This window comes from Enterobacter cloacae complex sp. SHL020 (assembly GCF_049236945.1).
GTDB lineage: Bacteria > Pseudomonadota > Gammaproteobacteria > Enterobacterales > Enterobacteriaceae > Enterobacter > Enterobacter dykesii.
Map to the genome: position 1 here is coordinate 325,015 of NZ_JBMKJF010000002.1, position 16,607 is coordinate 341,621.

The following is a 16,607-nucleotide window of genomic DNA, read 5'->3' on the forward strand; positions in this document are numbered from 1 at the left end:
CTGTATGGAATTCAGCAATCCTTTCGATAATCCGCAGGGACAGTTCACCATTTTGCAAAACGACCAGGGGCAGTACAGCCTGTGGCCGCAGCAGTGCGAACTGCCGGCGGGGTGGCGCGTGGTGTGCGAAGCGCAGTCCCAGGACGCATGCCAGCAGTGGCTGGCGGAACGCTGGCAGACGCTTGAACCGTCTCATTTTGCGGGGAAGAACGCATGAACCGTCTTCCTCTCGTCGCCGCCCAGCCGGGGATCTGGATGGCGGAACAGCTGTCCACGCTGCCAAACGCCTGGAGCGTGGCGCACTACACCGAGCTGAAAGGCGATATCGATGCGCCACTGCTGGCTAAAGCCATTGCCGCGGGCATGATGCAGGCCGATACCCTGCGCATGCGCTTTGCGGAAGAAAACGGTGAGGTGTGGCAGTGGGTGGATGAGACATTCATTCTGCCGGAACCGTCCGTTGTTCGCGTTGATTCTCACGCCGCCGCCGTGGCGCTGATGGAATCCGATCTTAACCAGAATCTGCGCGTCGACAGCGGTCAGCCGCTGGCGTTTCACCAGCTGATTCAGGTCGGTGAAAACCACTGGTACTGGTATCAGCGCTATCATCATCTTGTGGTGGATGGCTTCAGCTTCCCGGCCATTACCCGCCAGATCGCCGCAATTTATGCCGCGTGGAAAAAGGATGAACCGACTCCTGATTCCCCGTTTACGCCATTTGCCGAAGTGGTGGAGGAGTATCAGCGCTATCGCGACAGCGAGGCGTATCAGCGCGACGGCGCCTTCTGGGCGGAGCAGCGCAGGCAGCTTCCTTCTCCGGTCTCGCTCTCTTCCGCGCCGCTGCCAGGACGCGCCGCCACAACCAATATCCTGCGCCTGAAAATCGCCGCCGACGGCCGCGCCTTTAGCCAGCTTGCGCACGCGGCAGGGCAGACGCAGCGTACCGATCTGGCCCTTGCGCTGGTGGCGCTGTGGCTGTGCCGTTTGACCGGACGGCTGGACTACGCCGCCGGGTTTATCTTTATGCGCCGCATGGGCTCCGCCGCGCTGACCGCGACCGGGCCGGTGCTCAACGTCCTGCCGCTGGCGGTGAATATCAACCCTCATGAGTGCCTGCCGGAACTGGCGCTGCGCCTGGCGAACCAGCTGAAAAAAATGCGCCGCCATCAGCGCTACGACGCCGAGCAGATCGTCCGCGACAGCGGGCGTGCCGCAGGCGATGAAGCCCTGTTTGGCCCGGTGCTGAACGTGAAGGTATTTGATTATCAACTGGATATCGACGGCGTGGAGGCCATCACCCACACGCTCGCAACCGGCCCGGTGAACGATCTGGAGCTGGCGCTGTTCCCCGACGAGCAGGGCGGATTGAGCATTGAGATCCTCGCCAGTAAGCAGCGTTACGATGAAGCGACGCTTTCCCGTCACGTGTCGCGTCTGAACGCGATGCTGATGCAGTTTGCGGCCAACCCGGACCTGCGCTGCGGCGACGTGGAAACCGTTTCAGAGCAGGAATATCAGCAGCTGGCGCGCATCAACGATACTGGACTGGCGCTGCCGGCCACCACGCTGGCGGATCTGGTGGCGGAGCAGGCGAGCAAAACGCCGGACGCCCCCGCGCTGGCGGACGCTCGTATTGAGCTCAGCTACCGCCAGATGCGCGAGCAGGTGGTCGCGCTGGCAAACCTGCTGCGCGCGCGCGGCGTGAAGCCGGGCGACAGCGTGGCGGTGGCCCTGCCGCGCTCGGTGTTCCTTACCCTGGCGCTGCACGGCATCGTCGAGGCGGGGGCCGCATGGCTGCCGCTGGATACCGGCTACCCGGACGACCGCCTGCGGATGATGCTCGAGGACGCGAAGCCGTCCCTGCTCATTACCACTGACGAACAGCTTCCGCGCTTTAGCGATCTGCCGATTAGTGCATTTAGTTACAACACCCTTTTACCGGCTGCGGATGCAAAACCGCTGCGGCTGGCGAAGCCGGAGCAAACGGCGTACATCATCTTTACCTCCGGTTCGACGGGACGTCCGAAGGGCGTCATGGTCGGGCATACCGCCATCGTTAACCGCCTCAAGTGGATGCAGGACCACTACCCGCTGGACGCGACGGACGTGGTGGCGCAGAAAACGCCGTGCAGCTTTGACGTGTCGGTGTGGGAGTTCTGGTGGCCGTTTATCGCCGGGGCGAAGCTGGTGATGGCCGAGCCGGACGCGCACCGCGATCCGCAGGCAATGCAAAGCTTCTTCGCCCGCTACGGCGTGACCACTACCCACTTCGTGCCGTCGATGCTGGCGGCGTTTGTCGCCTCGCTGGCGCCGGAAAACGTCGCGTGCTGCAAAACGCTTAGGCAGGTGTTCTGCAGCGGCGAAGCGCTGCCGACCGAACTGTGCCGCGAGTGGGAGCAGCTCACCCGTACGCCGCTGCACAACCTCTATGGCCCAACCGAAGCGGCGGTAGACGTGAGCTGGTATCCGGCGTTTGGCCCCGAGCTGGCGGCGGTGGAAGGCAACAGCGTGCCAATCGGCTTCCCGGTATGGAACACCGGGCTGCGCATTCTTGACGCCATGATGCGTCCGGTGCCGTTCGGCGTGACAGGGGATCTGTATCTCACCGGCATTCAGCTGGCGCAGGGGTATCTTGGCCGTCCGGATCTCACCGCCAGCCGCTTTATTGCTGACCCGTTCGCTCCCGGCGAGCGCATGTACCGCACCGGCGACGTTGCCCGCTGGCTGGACAACGGCGCGGTGGAATATCTCGGCCGCAGCGACGATCAGCTAAAAATTCGCGGCCAGCGCATCGAGCTGGGCGAAATCGACCGGGCGATGCTGTCGCTGCCGGACGTGGCTCAGGCCGTGGCGCACGCCTGCGTCTTCAACCAGGCGGCAGCCACCGGCGGCGATGCCCGCCAGCTGGTGGGGTATGTAGTTTCCGAATCCGGCTTACCGCTGGATCGCGACGCGCTGCTGGCATCGCTCAAAGCGCAGCTGCCGCCGCATATGGTGCCGGTGGTGCTGCTGCAAATCAGCGCGCTGCCGCTCAGCGCGAACGGCAAGCTGGACCGCAAGGCGCTGCCGCTGCCGGTGCTGACGAGTAAATCCTCCGGCCGCGTGCCGGAAAGCAAAACCGAAATCGCCGTCGCGCAGGCGTTTTCTGCCCTGCTGGGCTGCGAGGTCAACGACATCGAGGCGGATTTCTTTGCCCTCGGCGGACACTCGCTGCTGGCGATGCGCCTGGCGGCGCAGCTTAGCCGCACGTTCAACCGCAAGGTTACGCCGGGGCAGATTATGGTCGCCTCCACGGTGAGCAAGCTCAGCGCGCTGCTGGACTCGCAAATGAGCGACGAGCAGGCGCAGCGTCTGGGGTATGAAACCCTTCTGCCGCTGCGCGAAGGTAATGGCCCGACGCTGTTCTGCTTCCATCCGGCGTCCGGCTTTGCCTGGCAGTTTAGCGTCCTGGCACGTTACCTCAGCCCGCGCTGGTCCATCGTCGGCATTCAGTCGCCGCGTCCGGGCGGTCCGATGCAGCAGCGTGCGGATCTGGATGGGGTGATTGAGCATCACCTGGCTACGCTGCGTAAGCAGCAGCCGCAGGGGCCGTATTATCTGTTCGGCTATTCTCTCGGCGGCACGCTGGCGCAGGGCATTGCCGCCCGTCTGCGCGAGCAGGGTGAAGCTGTGGCGTTCCTCGGCCTGCTGGATACCTGGCCGCCGGAAACCCAGAACTGGGCGGAAAAAGAGGCTAACGGCCTCGACCCGGCGGTGCTGGCGGAGATCGAGCGCGAGCGTCAGGCGTTTATCGCCGCCCAGCAGGGTCAGGGCTCCAGCGAGCTGTTTAACGCTATCGAGGGCAACTACGCCGACGCGGTGCGGCTGCTCACCACGGCGCGCAGCGCGCGCTTTGACGGCAAAGCGACGCTGTTTGTCGCCGAGCGCACGCGAACGATGGATCCGCAGGTCGCCTGGGCACCGTGGGTGGCGGAGCTTGAGGTATACAGCCAGGACTGCGCCCACGTGGACATCATTTCACCGCAGGCGTTTGAGAAGATAGGGCCGGTTTTGAAGGATATATTGGGGTAACGTCATCACCCCCTCACCCTAACCCTCTCCCCAACGGGGCGAGGGGATGCTTTGCTCCCTCTCCCTGTGGGAGAGGGCCGGGGTGAGGGCATCAGACCGCACGCTTTCCAAGCGGCACCACCAGCGGCGTACCCGCCACCGGATCGTCAATAATTATGCAGCGCATGCCGTAGATCCGCTCGATCAGATCCGGCGTCACAATCTCTTTTGGCGCGCCCTGCGCCACAATCTCACCGTCGCGAAGCGCAATCAAATGCGTGGCGTAGCGGCACGCCTGGTTTAAATCGTGCAGCACCGCCGCTAGCGTATACCCCTGCGTGCGGTTCAGCTCGCTCAGCAGCTCCAGCAGATCAATCTGATGGCTGATATCAAGCCAGGTTGTCGGCTCGTCCAGCAGCATGATCGACGTTTCCTGCGCCAGCACCATCGCGATCCACGCGCGCTGACGCTGTCCGCCGGAGAGGGTGTCCACGCTCTGCTGCGCCAGATCGGTAATGCCCGTCGCCCGCATCGCGCGGTTCACTGCCTCGTCATCCTCTTTACGCCAGCGGGTAAACAGCGGCTGGTGCGGATAGCGCCCGCGCGAGACCAGCTCTTGTACCGTGATGTCTCCCGGCGTGGTGGCGTTTTGCGCCAGCAGCCCGATGCGTCTGGCCACCTCTTTGCTGGCGAAGCGCTGGATCTGCTCCCCGTCGAGGAACACGCTGCCCTCAGCCGGCGTCATCAGGCGACTCAGCGTGCGCAGCAGGGTCGATTTGCCGCAGCCGTTCGGGCCGATAATGGCCGTGAAGTGCCCGTCCGGAATGGCGACGGATAAGTCACGGGCAATGATTTTTTTGCCGTAGCCGAGGGTTAAATTTTCGCCGCGCAAGCGGGTGGTTGTGTCTGTCATTTCTTGCGTGACTCCTGAACGAGCAAGACGATGAGGTAAATTCCGCCGAGGCTGACGGTCACCACGCCCACCGGCAGTTGATAAGGCATAAACAGCCGCTGGGCGCAGAGATCGGCGGCCAATAGCAGCAGCGCGCCGCACAGCGCCGCCTGAGTTAATCCCCAGCGCGCCGTCCCGCTAAGGCGCCGCGCGATGTGCGGTGCCACGAGGGCGATAAACGAGATTGGCCCGGCAATCGCGGTGGAGGCGGCGGTCAGCAGTACGGCGACCAGCATCAGCATCAGGCGCGAGCGTTCAACGCCCACGCCCAGCGCGCAGGCGCTGTCGTCGCCCATCTCCAGCAGGCGCATACGGCGCACCAGCAGCAGAGCGCCGATAAACATCAGCACAATCAGCGGTGCCGCGGGCCAGGTTTTGCCCCACGTCAGGCCGTTGAGTGAACCGGCGTACCACAGCCCGGCGGAGAGCGCGGTTTCCAGCGAGGCCTGCAGTAAAAGCCAGGTGTTAAAGGCCATCAGCATGGCGCGGATGCCGATCCCGATGATGATCAGGCGGAAGGTGTCGATACCGTTGCGCCAGGCCAGCGCCCAGATCAGTAATGACGTCAGAATGCCGCCCGCCATCGCCGTAAAGGTAATGGCCGTCAGGTGCTGACCAAACAGCACCATCGCCACCAGCACGCCGCTCCAGGCCCCGGTGTTGAGGCCCATCACGTCCGGGCTACCGAGCGGGTTACGCATCAGCGACTGGAATATTGCACCGCTCACGCCGAGCGCCGCGCCGACCAGAATCGCCATCGCCACGCGCGGGAGACGCCACTCCGTCACCACCATGGTGATGTTGCGCGGCGCGCTGCCGAGCAGGGCGTTAACCACCTGAGAAAAATCGAGCGTTACCGCGCCGCTGCGCAGGCTCCACGCTGCCAGCAGCAGGATGGCGATAACCAGCAGGGTGATGCAGGTGATTAAACGCCGGGACGGGGCCATCATGCGCCACCTCCGCGTTTACGGCGTACCAGGAAGATCAGCACCGGCGCGCCGATAAAGGCGCTGACCACCGAGACGCGCAGCTCGCCGGGCACCAGCAGGCGGCCCAGCACGTCGGCAAACAGCAGCAGGGCAGGAGTCGCCAGCAGCGTCACCGGCAGCGACCAGCGGTGATCTGCTCCCACCAGCCAGCGCGCCATGTGCGGCATCATCAGGCCAATAAAGGCGATTGGGCCGACCACGGCGGTCGCGCTGCCGCACAGTACGGTGATGGCGAACAGACCAATCAGCTGCGTGCGCGCCACGCGGTTGCCGAGGGCGGTCGCGGTGTCGCTGCCAAGGCTCAGGCTGTTGAGCGACCGGCTTAAAAACAGCGCCACGGCGGCAGCGATAATGACCGGGATCGCCACCACTTTAAGCGTGTCGAGGGTGCGGATATCCAGAGAACCGGCCTGCCAGAAGCGCAGCTGGTCGTAAACGTCCGGGTTGAGCAGGGCGATGCCGTTGGACAAGCCCTCCAGCACCGCCGCGAGCGCTACGCCCGCAAGGGTCAGGCGTACCGGGCTCAGCTGCCCGCCGCCCTGGCTGCCGGTAAAGGCGACGACCAGCGAGGCGGCCAGCGCGCCGCAGAAGGCCATCACCAGCTGTTCAGAGGGTGAAGTCAACCCGAACAGCGCCGCGCCGAGCACGATGGCAAAGCTGGCGCCGGAGTTAACGCCGAGGATACCGGGGTCCGCCAGCGGATTGCGGGTGAGGGTTTGCATCAGGGCACCGGCAAGGCCCAGCGCGCCACCGGCCAGCAGTCCGGCAAGCGTGCGGGGCAGTCGGGCGTCGAGCACGATGACGCAGTCGGCGCTCTGGCAGGTGCCGGAGAGCGCATCAACGATAACGGACGCGGGCAGCGGCTTCGCGCCGACCAGCAGGCTGAGTGCAGCCGCAAGGCTCAGGAGCAGCAGTAAAACGGGCACGGCAACGGCGCGCACCGCAGAAGAGGAAAACGACATAGCAACATCCATGATTTGATAATGATAGTGATTATCGTTATCTATCTTATTTGGCTATGTTAGCATGTGCGCCCATGGAAAGGGTAGAAATAGACTCAAGGCTTTGTCATGAATCAAAAATCCTGGCTGCTCAACCTCAGCCTGCTTAAAACGCACCCGGCGTATCGCGCCGTTTTTATCGCTCGCTTTATCTCCATTTTGTCCCTCGGGCTGCTTGGCGTCGCCGTGCCGGTCCAGATCCAGACCCTGACGCACTCCAGCTGGCTGGTGGGGTTATCCGTCACCTTAACCGGCGGGGCGATGTTCATCGGCCTGATGGTCGGCGGCGTTCTGGCGGACCGCTACGAGCGCAAGAAGCTGATTCTGTTGGCGCGCGGCACCTGCGGCGTGGGCTTTATCGGGCTGTGTCTGAACGCGATGCTGCCGGAGCCGTCGCTGATCGCGATTTATGCCCTGGGACTGTGGGACGGCTTTTTTGCCTCGCTGGGCGTGACGGCGCTGCTGGCGGCAACGCCCGCGCTGGTCGGGCGCGAGAACCTGATGCAGGCGGGGGCGATCACCATGCTCACCGTGCGTCTGGGCTCGGTGATTTCGCCAATGGTGGGCGGCCTGCTGCTGGCGACCGGCAACGTGGCCTGGAACTATGGGCTTGCGGCGGCGGGAACCTTTATCACCACGCTGACGCTGCTGCGCCTGCCGCTTCTGCCCCCTCCGCCGCAGCCGCGCGAGCATCCGCTGAAATCGCTGATGGTCGCGATTCGTTTCCTGTTCAGCAACCCGCTGATTGGCGGGATTGCGCTGCTCGGCGGCCTGCTGACCATGGCGAGCGCCGTGCGCGTGCTCTACCCGGCATTAGCGGGAGCGTGGCAGATGAGCGCCTCGGAGATTGGTCTACTGTACGCCGCCATTCCGCTCGGCGCGGCGTGCGGGGCGCTGACCAGCGGCAACCTGGCGCAGAGCGCGCGTCCGGGGTTGATTATGCTGCTTGCCACGCTGGCCTCGTTTATCGCCATCGGCTTCTTCAGCCTGATGCCGGTGTGGGCGCTGGGCGTGTTGTGCCTGGTGATTTTCGGCTGGCTGAGCGCCATCAGCTCGCTTTTGCAGTACACCCTGATCCAGACCCAGACGCCGGAAGGGATGCTCGGTCGCATCAACGGCCTGTGGACGGCGCAGAACGTCACGGGGGATGCGATTGGCGCGGCGATCCTCGGCGGGCTGGGGGCGATAATGACCCCGGTGGCCTCGGCGAGCTGCGGCGGGTTTGTACTGGCAATTATTGGCGTGATTTTATTCATGTCGTTGGCAGAATTGCGCCGATTCAGGCAGGAGAGTGTGTTGAACGACGGGGCGGCCTGATGCCCTCAACCCGGCCCTCTCCCACAGGGAGAGGGAGGAAAAGGCCTACTTAAATAACGTATTCAATCTGTCTAACACCAACATCGCGCTGTAATAATCCAGGCGGAACGTCTCGGTTCCCAATGCCCAGACCCGTTTGTTTTTCACCGACGGCAAATGCGCCAGCAGCGGGTTGGCGTAAATCGCATCCACGTCTTTCTGATCGCCGGCAAACACAAACAGCCCTTCGCCGTTCAGCCCCGTCGCCAGGTTTTCCCCACCCAGCTGAATGATGTCGTGGCGTTTACCCTGGCTTTTTGATGTGTGCAGCCCGGCGGGCAGATCGGCCAGCGTAAAGCCCAACTGGTGCAGCAGCTGGCCCTGCGCGGATTCCGCAGTCCACAGGTTGGCGCTGTGCGCTGCGGCAGTGTAGACGATGGCGTTTACCGGCTGCGGCGGCAGCTTCATCTGCTCTTTAACCTGCGCGAGCTGTTTATCAAACGCGGCAATGCGCTCTGCGGCCTGTTTTTCCTGCCCGGTAATGGTGCCCAGCTGCGTCAGCAGTTCCTGCCAGCTCTTGTCGTCGTAGTTGATGATAAGCGTTGGGGCGATGGCGGAGAGCTGATCGTACAGCGCCAGCGCGGAATCCCCGCCGGTGGCGCCGATCAAAATCAGGTCCGGCATCTGGGCGGCGACCGCTTCGGCGCTTGGTTCGCCAATGTACAGTCGCGCAACCTTGCGCTGTTTCGCAATATCGCCCCACTGACGCAAAAAGCCCTGCGCATCCGCCACGCGGTTGTTCGGCGTGGTCGCGCCGCTGGCAACGACCGGCGCGTCAATTGCCAGCAGGGAGCCGGTTAAGGTCACGCTGGTGGAGACAATGCGCGTCGGTTTGCTCTCAAGCGTGTGAACGCCGCGGCTGTCGGTCACCTGACGCGGCCAGTCGGCGGCAACGGCTGAGGCAAGTCCTAAAACAAAAAGTCCAGGTAAAAGCAGGGTATTACGGAATACGAAAGGGAATCTCACAGCGCGACATCCTGTTTTTGTTGAAGATAATGCTTCTCATTTTCATGGTTGCCGCGAAGGGATGCAAGCTTTTGTCGCATAAGTTATTTGTCCGACGGTTGACAGCGAAGCGATGTGGGATTAGGTTAGCCGACGAAAATATAAATGATAATCATTATTGCTTCTTTTATCATTTTGAGGAGGATGATATGGACACGTCCCTGGCTGAGGAAGTTCAGCACACCGCGACCACGCTGCAATCAGACAGCTTTTTCTTTATGTCGCCTTACCGCAGTTTTACTACCTCAGGCTGTTTTGCCCGCTTCTCTGAACCCGCCGTCGGCGGCGACGATCCGGCAGGCCGCTTCCAGCAGAAATTAGCCCAGGCTTTCCGGAATGCAAAAGCCAGCGGCATCGCCCATCCGGTGATGGTTGGGGCTATTCCGTTCGATACCCGCAAGCCGTCTTCACTGTTTATTCCCGAACGCTGGCAGACCTTTTCCCGTCCGGCTCGTCAGCAGTCCGCACGCTATTTTTCCGGCTCGCAGGCGCTGAAGGTGGAAAAACGTACCGAGATCCCGCCGCAGCCCGTGTTCGAAGAGATGGTCGCTCGCGCCGCGTCGCTCACCGCAACGCCGCAGGTGAACAAGGTGGTGCTGTCGCGCCTGATTGATATCGCGACCGACAAACATATGGACAGTGGTGCCCTGATGGAGCGCCTGATTGCCCAGAACCCGGCAAGCTTCAACTTTCACGTGCCGCTGGAAGACGGTGGGGTGCTGCTGGGGGCAAGTCCGGAACTGCTGCTGCGTAAAGAGGGCGCGCACTTTAGCTCGCTGCCGCTGGCAGGCTCGGCGCGTCGTCAGCCGGACGATGTACTGGATCGCGAGGCGGGCAACAAGCTGCTGGCCTCCGAAAAGGACCGTCACGAGCATGACCTGGTGACCCAGGCGATGAAGGCCATTCTGGCTCCGCGCAGCCACCACCTGAGCATGCCGTCTTCCCCGCAGCTCATCACCACGCCGACCCTGTGGCATCTGGCTACGCCGGTTGAAGGCGAGGCGCGTGAAAATGAAAACGCCCTGACGCTGGCCTGTCTGCTGCACCCGACCCCGGCGCTGAGCGGCTTCCCACATGAGGCGGCAAAAGAGCTGATTGCCGAGCTGGAGCCGTTCGACCGCGAGCTGTTCGGCGGCATCGTCGGCTGGTGCGACAGCGAAGGTAACGGCGAGTGGGTGGTGACCATCCGCTGCGCGCGTCTTCGTGAAAATACCGTTCGCCTGTTTGCCGGTGCGGGCATTGTGCCTGCCTCCTCACCGGTGGGTGAGTGGCGCGAAACGGGCGTGAAGCTCTCCACCATGCTCAACGTTTTTGGCCTGCACTAAGGATCGCTCATGACCATTCCCTTCACCCGCTGGCCTGAGGAATTCGCCCGCCGCTACCGCGAAAAAGGCTACTGGCAGGATCTGCCGCTGACCCACATCCTGACGGATCGCGCGGACAGCGATGCCGTGGCGATCATCGACGGCGAGCGGCACATCACCTACCGCGCGTTTAATCAGGCGGTGAATAACCTGGCGTCCGCTCTTCAGGCGCAGGAACTTCACCGCGGTGAGACCGCGCTGGTACAGCTCGGCAACGTGGCCGAGTTCTACATCACCTTCTTCGCGCTGCTGCAAATCGGGGTCGCGCCGGTGAACGCGCTCTTTAGCCATCAGCGCAGCGAGCTGAACGCCTACGCGGAGCAGATCAAACCCGCCGTGCTGATTGCCGATCGCGACCACGCGCTGTTTGCGGGTGACGATTTTCTCAATGCCTTTGTGGATGCGCACCGCTCGTCGCGCATCGTGCTCCTGCGCGGCGATAAGGGTGAGCATGCCCTGGAAGCGGCGATTGCGCGTCCGGCGGACAACTTCATCCCGAACCCGACGCCCGCCGACGAAGTGGCATTTTTCCAGCTCTCCGGCGGCAGCACCGGCACGCCGAAGCTGATCCCGCGCACGCATAACGATTACGACTACAGCATTCGCCGCAGCAACGAAATCTGCGGAATCAATGCACACACCCGTTATCTGAACGCGCTCCCAGCGGCGCATAACTACGCCATGAGCTCGCCGGGATCGTTAGGCGTCTTCACCGCGGGCGGCTGCGTGGTGCTGGCGAACGATCCGAGCGCCACGCTCTGCTTCCCGCTGATTGAACGGCATCAGATTAACGTCACCTCGCTGGTTCCTCCGGCTGTGAGCCTCTGGCTACAGGCGATTGCCGACGGCGCAGGAAACGCGCAGCTTAAATCCCTGAAGCTGCTGCAGGTGGGGGGCGCACGCCTCTCCGCCACGCTCGCGACGCGCATTCCGGCGGAAATCGGCTGCCAGCTTCAGCAGGTGTTCGGCATGGCGGAAGGGCTGGTGAACTACACCGCGCTCGACGACGCGCCGGAACACATCATCAACACCCAGGGCCGCCCGATGTGCCCGGACGACGAAGTGTGGGTGGCGGACGAATACGGCAACCCGCTGCCGCGCGGGGAGGTCGGGCGTCTGATGACGCGCGGGCCGTATACCTTCCGCGGCTATTTCAACAGCCCGGAACACAACGCCAGCGCCTTTGACGCCGACGGCTTTTACTGCTCTGGCGATCTGATCGCCATCGACGAGCAGGGCTACATCACCGTGCAGGGGCGCGAAAAGGATCAGATCAACCGCGGCGGGGAGAAGATCGCCGCCGAAGAGATTGAAAACCTGCTGCTGCGCCATGAGGCGGTGATCCACGCCGCGCTGGTGAGCATGGAGGACAGCCTGCTGGGCGAAAAAAGCTGCGCGTATCTGGTGGTGAAACAGCCCCTGCGCGCGGTCGAGGTGCGCCGCTTCCTGCGCGAGCAGGGCGTTGCCGAATTCAAGCTGCCGGACCGCGTGGAGAGCGTGGATGCGCTCCCGCTGACGCCGGTCGGCAAAGTCGATAAGAAACAGTTGCGCCTGTGGCTTGCTGAACGCGCCCGGGGCTGAGGAACAGAGTATGGCCATTCCAAAATTAACCGCTTACGCGCTGCCGACCGCCGCAGAGCTGCCGACCAGTAAAGTGAACTGGGCGTTTGAGCCTGAACGTGCCGCACTGTTGATTCACGATATGCAGGAGTATTTCCTGAACTTCTGGGGCGAAAACAGCGCGATGATGCAGCAGGTGGTGGCGAATATCGCCAGACTGCGCGTTTACTGCAAAGCGCACAATATTCCCGTCTACTACACCGCTCAGCCGAAAGAGCAGAGCGACGAAGACCGCGCCCTGCTGAACGACATGTGGGGGCCGGGCCTGACCCGCTCGCCGGAGCAGCAGCGCATTGTCCGCGAACTGACCCCGGACGAAGCGGACACGGTGCTGGTGAAGTGGCGCTACAGCGCGTTTCACCGCTCGCCGCTGGAGCAGATGCTGAAAGAAACCGGCCGCAACCAGCTGCTGATTACCGGCGTTTACGCCCACATCGGCTGTATGACCACTGCCACCGATGCCTTTATGCGCGACATCAAGCCGTTCTTTATCGCCGACGCGCTGGCGGATTTCACCCGTGACGAGCACCTGATGTCGCTGAACTATGTGGCCGGACGCTCGGGGCGCGTGGTGATGACCGACGAGCTGCTGCCGTCCGTTCCGGCGACCAAAGCCGCGCTGCGCGAGCTAATCCTGCCGCTGCTGGACGAGTCCGACGAGCCGATGGATGACGAAAACCTGATCGACTACGGTCTGGACTCGGTGCGCATGATGGCGCTGGCCGCCCGCTGGCGCAAAGTGCACGGCGATATTGACTTCGTGATGCTGGCCAAAAATCCCACCATCGACGCCTGGTGGGCGCTGCTGTCCCGCGAGGTGCAGTGATGGGTCTGGATTTCACCGGTAAAACCGTCTGGGTGACGGGCGCGGGCAAGGGGATTGGCTACGCGACGGCGCTGGCGTTTGTGGAGGCGGGCGCGCAGGTGACCGGCTTCGATCTGGCGTTTCCGCTGGGGGATTATCCGTTCGCCACTGAAACCCTGGACGTGGCGGATGCCGCGCAGGTGCATGAGGTGTGCGGGCGCGTGCTGGCGTCGCTTGAACGGCTGGACGTGCTGATCAACGCGGCGGGCATTCTGCGCATGGGGGCGACGGACCAGCTTTCGCAGGAGGACTGGCAGCAGACCTTCGCGGTCAACGTCGGCGGCGCGTTCAACCTGTTCCAGCAGACGATGGGCCAGTTCCGCCGTCAGCAGGGCGGGGCGATAGTCACCGTGGCGTCCGACGCGGCGCACACGCCGCGCATCGGCATGAGCGCCTACGGCGCGTCGAAGGCGGCGCTGAAAAGCCTGGCCCTGACCGTCGGGCTGGAGCTGGCGGGCAGCGGCGTGCGCTGTAACCTGGTGTCGCCGGGCTCAACGGACACTGACATGCAGCGCACCCTGTGGAAAAGCGACGACGCGGAGCAGCAGCGTATTCGCGGCTTCGGCGAGCAGTTCAAGCTCGGCATTCCGCTGGGCAAAATCGCTCGTCCGCAGGAGATAGCCAGCACGGTGCTGTTCCTTGCATCCGATGCCGCCAGCCATATCACCCTGCAGGACATCGTGGTGGACGGCGGCTCCACGCTGGGGGCGTAAGATGATCTGGAAACGTCATTTACCGCTCGAGGAGCTGAACGCGACCAGCCTGAATACGCTGGTAGCGCATCTCGGTATCGTCTATACCCGTATCGGCGACGACACGCTGGAAGCGGAGATGCCGGTGGATGCGCGCACCCATCAGCCGTTTGGCCTACTGCACGGCGGCGCGTCGGCGGCGCTGGCGGAAACCCTGGGGTCGATGGCCGGTTTTCTGATGACACGCGACGGTCAGAACGTGGTGGGGACGGAGCTTAACGCCACGCACCATCGTGCGGTCTCTCACGGCAAAGTGCGCGGGGTATGCCAGCCGCTGCATCTGGGGCGTTCGAGCCAGAGCTGGGAGATTGTCATATTCGACGAGCAGGGGCGGCGGTGCTGCACCTGTCGGTTGAGTACGATGGTGTTGGGCTAAGCCAGGCAGATCAAAGTGATCGGCTTAACACTGTGGTGTAAATCTCTGGTTTGACCACGCATTATTGCGTTTCAAAGTTGTTAAATTTTTCCGGTTGTTCTAGAAACAAAATGTAACATCCCACTGTTTCACAACAACGGACAACAACTATGAACAACTCAGGGAAATACCTTATATGGGCAGGGCTCTCCGTTGTGGGAGCCTTTGCCCTGGGCTATATCGCCCTCAACCGGGGGGAACAGATCAATGCGCTCTGGATCGTTGTCGCCTCCGTCTGCATTTATCTGATCGCGTACCGTTTTTATGGCCGCTATATCGCGAAGAACGTTCTGGGCGTTGACGCGACGCGCATGACGCCTGCCGTCCGCCATAACGACGGGCTGGACTACGTGCCGACCGACAAAAAAGTGCTGTTCGGTCACCATTTTGCGGCGATTGCCGGGGCGGGCCCGCTGGTGGGGCCGGTGCTGGCGGCGCAGATGGGCTACCTGCCTGGGATGATCTGGATCCTCGCGGGCGTGGTGCTGGCGGGCGCGGTGCAGGACTTTATGGTGCTGTTCGTCTCCACCCGCCGCGACGGGCGTTCTCTGGGTGAGCTGGTGAAAGAGGAGATGGGGGCAACAGCCGGGGTGATTGCGCTGGTGGCGACCTTTATGATCATGGTGATCATCCTCGCGGTGCTGGCGATGATCGTGGTGAAAGCGCTGACCCACAGCCCGTGGGGGACCTATACCGTTGCCTTCACCATTCCGCTGGCGCTGTTTATGGGGATTTATATTCGCTACCTGCGCCCCGGCCGCATTGGTGAGGTGTCGGTGATTGGTCTGGTGTTCCTGGTGTTCGCCATTATCTCCGGCGGCTGGGTGGCGGAAAGCCCGACCTGGGCGCCGTTCTTCGACTTTACCGGCGTTCAGCTGACCTGGATGCTGGTGGGCTACGGCTTTGTGGCGGCGGTGCTTCCGGTATGGCTGCTGCTGGCTCCGCGTGACTATCTCTCTACGTTCCTGAAAATTGGCACCATCGTCGGGCTGGCGATCGGCATTCTGATTATGCGTCCGACCCTGACTATGCCTGCGTTAACCAAATTCATCGACGGTACCGGCCCGGTCTGGACCGGTAACCTGTTCCCGTTCCTGTTTATCACCATCGCCTGCGGCGCGGTGTCGGGCTTCCACGCGCTGATCGCCTCCGGGACCACGCCGAAGATGCTGGCGAATGAAAATCAGGCCTGCCTGATCGGCTACGGCGGCATGCTGATGGAGTCCTTCGTGGCCATCATGGCGCTGGTCTCCGCCTGCATTATCGACCCGGGCGTGTACTTCGCGATGAACAGCCCGATGGCGGTACTGGCACCTGCTGGCACCGTTGACGTGGTGGCGTCCGCCGCGCAGGTGGTGAGCAGCTGGGGCTTTGCGATTACTCCTGATACGTTGACGAGCATCGCCAGTGAAGTGGGCGAGCAGTCGATTATCTCCCGTGCGGGCGGGGCGCCGACGCTGGCGGTGGGGATGGCCTACATCCTGCACGGCGCGCTGGGCGGGCTGATGGACGTCTCCTTCTGGTATCACTTCGCCATCCTGTTTGAAGCGCTGTTTATCCTGACGGCGGTGGACGCAGGAACCCGCGCGGCGCGCTTTATGCTACAGGACCTGCTGGGGGTGATCTCCCCGAACCTGAAGCGTACCGATTCGCTCCCGGCTAACCTGCTGGCGACGGCGCTGTGCGTGCTGGCGTGGGGCTACTTCCTGCACCAGGGGGTAGTCGATCCGCTGGGCGGAATTAACACCCTGTGGCCGCTGTTTGGTATCGCCAACCAGATGCTGGCGGGTATGGCGCTGATGCTCTGCGCGGTGGTGCTGTTCAAGATGAAGCGCCAGCGTTACGCCTGGGTGGCACTGGTGCCAACTGCGTGGCTGCTGATCTGTACCCTGACGGCGGGCTGGCAGAAAGCCTTCAGCCCGGACAACAAGGTGGGCTTCCTGGCGATCGCCAACAAGTTCCAGGCGATGATCGACAGCGGTAAGATCCCGGCGCAGTACACCAAGTCGCAGCTGTCCCAGCTGGTGTTTAACAACCGTCTGGATGCCGGGCTGACCATCTTCTTTATGGTGGTGGTCGTGGTGCTGGCGTTGTATTCTCTCAAGACCGCGCTGGCGGCGTTGAAAAACGATAAGCCAACGGCGAAAGAGACGCCGTACGAGCCGATGCCTGAAAACCTGGAAGAGATTGTCACCCAGGCCAAAGGAGCGCATTAACCTGTGTGCCGGGTGGCGGTTT

Annotated in this window: 13 protein-coding genes; 9 read left to right on the forward strand and 4 right to left on the reverse strand. The window is 62.8% G+C overall.

The features are described from left to right. The first annotated feature begins 4 nt into the window (after positions 1-4). Together ACOTZB_RS06620 and entF are read left to right on the forward strand one after the other, a co-directional pair. Positions 5-217 carry an MbtH family protein gene (locus ACOTZB_RS06620; protein ID WP_421626747.1) on the forward strand — a complete coding sequence of 71 codons (213 nt, stop codon included), beginning with the start codon at positions 5-7 and terminating at the stop codon, positions 215-217. Next, complete coding sequence (gene entF, locus ACOTZB_RS06625) at positions 214-4,071, forward strand: enterobactin non-ribosomal peptide synthetase EntF (RefSeq protein WP_421626748.1); 3,858 nt, start codon at positions 214-216, stop codon at positions 4,069-4,071. Before ACOTZB_RS06620 ends, entF begins: the two co-directional genes overlap by 4 nt. Positions 4,072-4,162: 91 nt before the next feature. Here the strand turns inward: entF and fepC are convergent, their stop codons facing one another. From fepC to fepD, 3 genes are read right to left on the reverse strand one after another with little or no spacing between them, the layout of a single operon-like run. Continuing rightward, positions 4,163-4,963 carry an iron-enterobactin ABC transporter ATP-binding protein gene (gene fepC / locus ACOTZB_RS06630; protein WP_421626749.1) on the reverse strand — a complete coding sequence of 267 codons (801 nt, stop codon included), beginning with the start codon at positions 4,961-4,963 and terminating at the stop codon, positions 4,163-4,165. Further along, positions 4,960-5,949 carry an iron-enterobactin ABC transporter permease gene (fepG, locus tag ACOTZB_RS06635; RefSeq protein ID WP_421626937.1) on the reverse strand — a complete coding sequence of 330 codons (990 nt, stop codon included), beginning with the start codon at positions 5,947-5,949 and terminating at the stop codon, positions 4,960-4,962. Before fepG ends, fepC begins: the two co-directional genes overlap by 4 nt. Then, positions 5,949-6,953 (reverse strand): Fe(3+)-siderophore ABC transporter permease, encoded by a 1,005-nt coding sequence (gene fepD, locus ACOTZB_RS06640; protein ID WP_248161476.1) that lies wholly within the window; start codon positions 6,951-6,953, stop codon positions 5,949-5,951. Before fepD ends, fepG begins: the two co-directional genes overlap by 1 nt. A gap of 108 nt (positions 6,954-7,061) precedes the next feature. On the opposite strand from fepD, the gene entS reads away from it, so the two are divergent. Further along, entirely contained in the window at positions 7,062-8,309 is a 1,248-nt protein-coding gene (entS, locus tag ACOTZB_RS06645) for an enterobactin transporter EntS (protein WP_421626750.1), read from the forward strand. 45 nt (positions 8,310-8,354) lie between these two features. Here the strand turns inward: entS and fepB are convergent, their stop codons facing one another. Beyond that, positions 8,355-9,314: a Fe2+-enterobactin ABC transporter substrate-binding protein gene (fepB, locus tag ACOTZB_RS06650; protein WP_421626751.1), complete on the reverse strand. Its 960-nt coding sequence runs from the start codon at positions 9,312-9,314 to the stop codon at positions 8,355-8,357. Between the two features lie 188 nt (positions 9,315-9,502). Between fepB and entC the strand changes: the two genes are divergently transcribed. The 6 genes from entC (at position 9,503) to cstA (ending at position 16,585) form a co-directional block, all read left to right on the forward strand. Next, a complete protein-coding gene (gene entC / locus ACOTZB_RS06655; RefSeq protein WP_421626752.1) occupies positions 9,503-10,678 on the forward strand; it encodes an isochorismate synthase EntC in 1,176 nt (391 codons plus the stop codon). A 9-nt stretch (positions 10,679-10,687) separates the two neighbouring features. Next, entirely contained in the window at positions 10,688-12,298 is a 1,611-nt protein-coding gene (gene entE / locus ACOTZB_RS06660) for a (2,3-dihydroxybenzoyl)adenylate synthase EntE (protein ID WP_421626753.1), read from the forward strand. A 10-nt stretch (positions 12,299-12,308) separates the two neighbouring features. Then, on the forward strand, positions 12,309-13,163 hold the full coding sequence (locus tag ACOTZB_RS06665) for an isochorismatase family protein (protein ID WP_421626754.1): 855 nt from the start codon (positions 12,309-12,311) through the stop codon (positions 13,161-13,163). Next, positions 13,160-13,915, forward strand: coding sequence for a 2,3-dihydro-2,3-dihydroxybenzoate dehydrogenase EntA (entA, locus tag ACOTZB_RS06670; protein WP_421626755.1), 756 nt, complete (start codon positions 13,160-13,162; stop codon positions 13,913-13,915). The genes ACOTZB_RS06665 and entA overlap by 4 nt, the downstream gene beginning before the upstream one ends. 1 nt (position 13,916) lies before the next feature. Continuing rightward, positions 13,917-14,330, forward strand: a complete 414-nt coding sequence (gene entH / locus ACOTZB_RS06675) for a proofreading thioesterase EntH (protein ID WP_421626756.1) — start codon at positions 13,917-13,919, stop codon at positions 14,328-14,330. Between the two features lie 149 nt (positions 14,331-14,479). Then, on the forward strand, positions 14,480-16,585 hold the full coding sequence (cstA, locus tag ACOTZB_RS06680) for a pyruvate/proton symporter CstA (protein ID WP_421626757.1): 2,106 nt from the start codon (positions 14,480-14,482) through the stop codon (positions 16,583-16,585). The last annotated feature ends 22 nt before the right edge of the window (positions 16,586-16,607 follow it).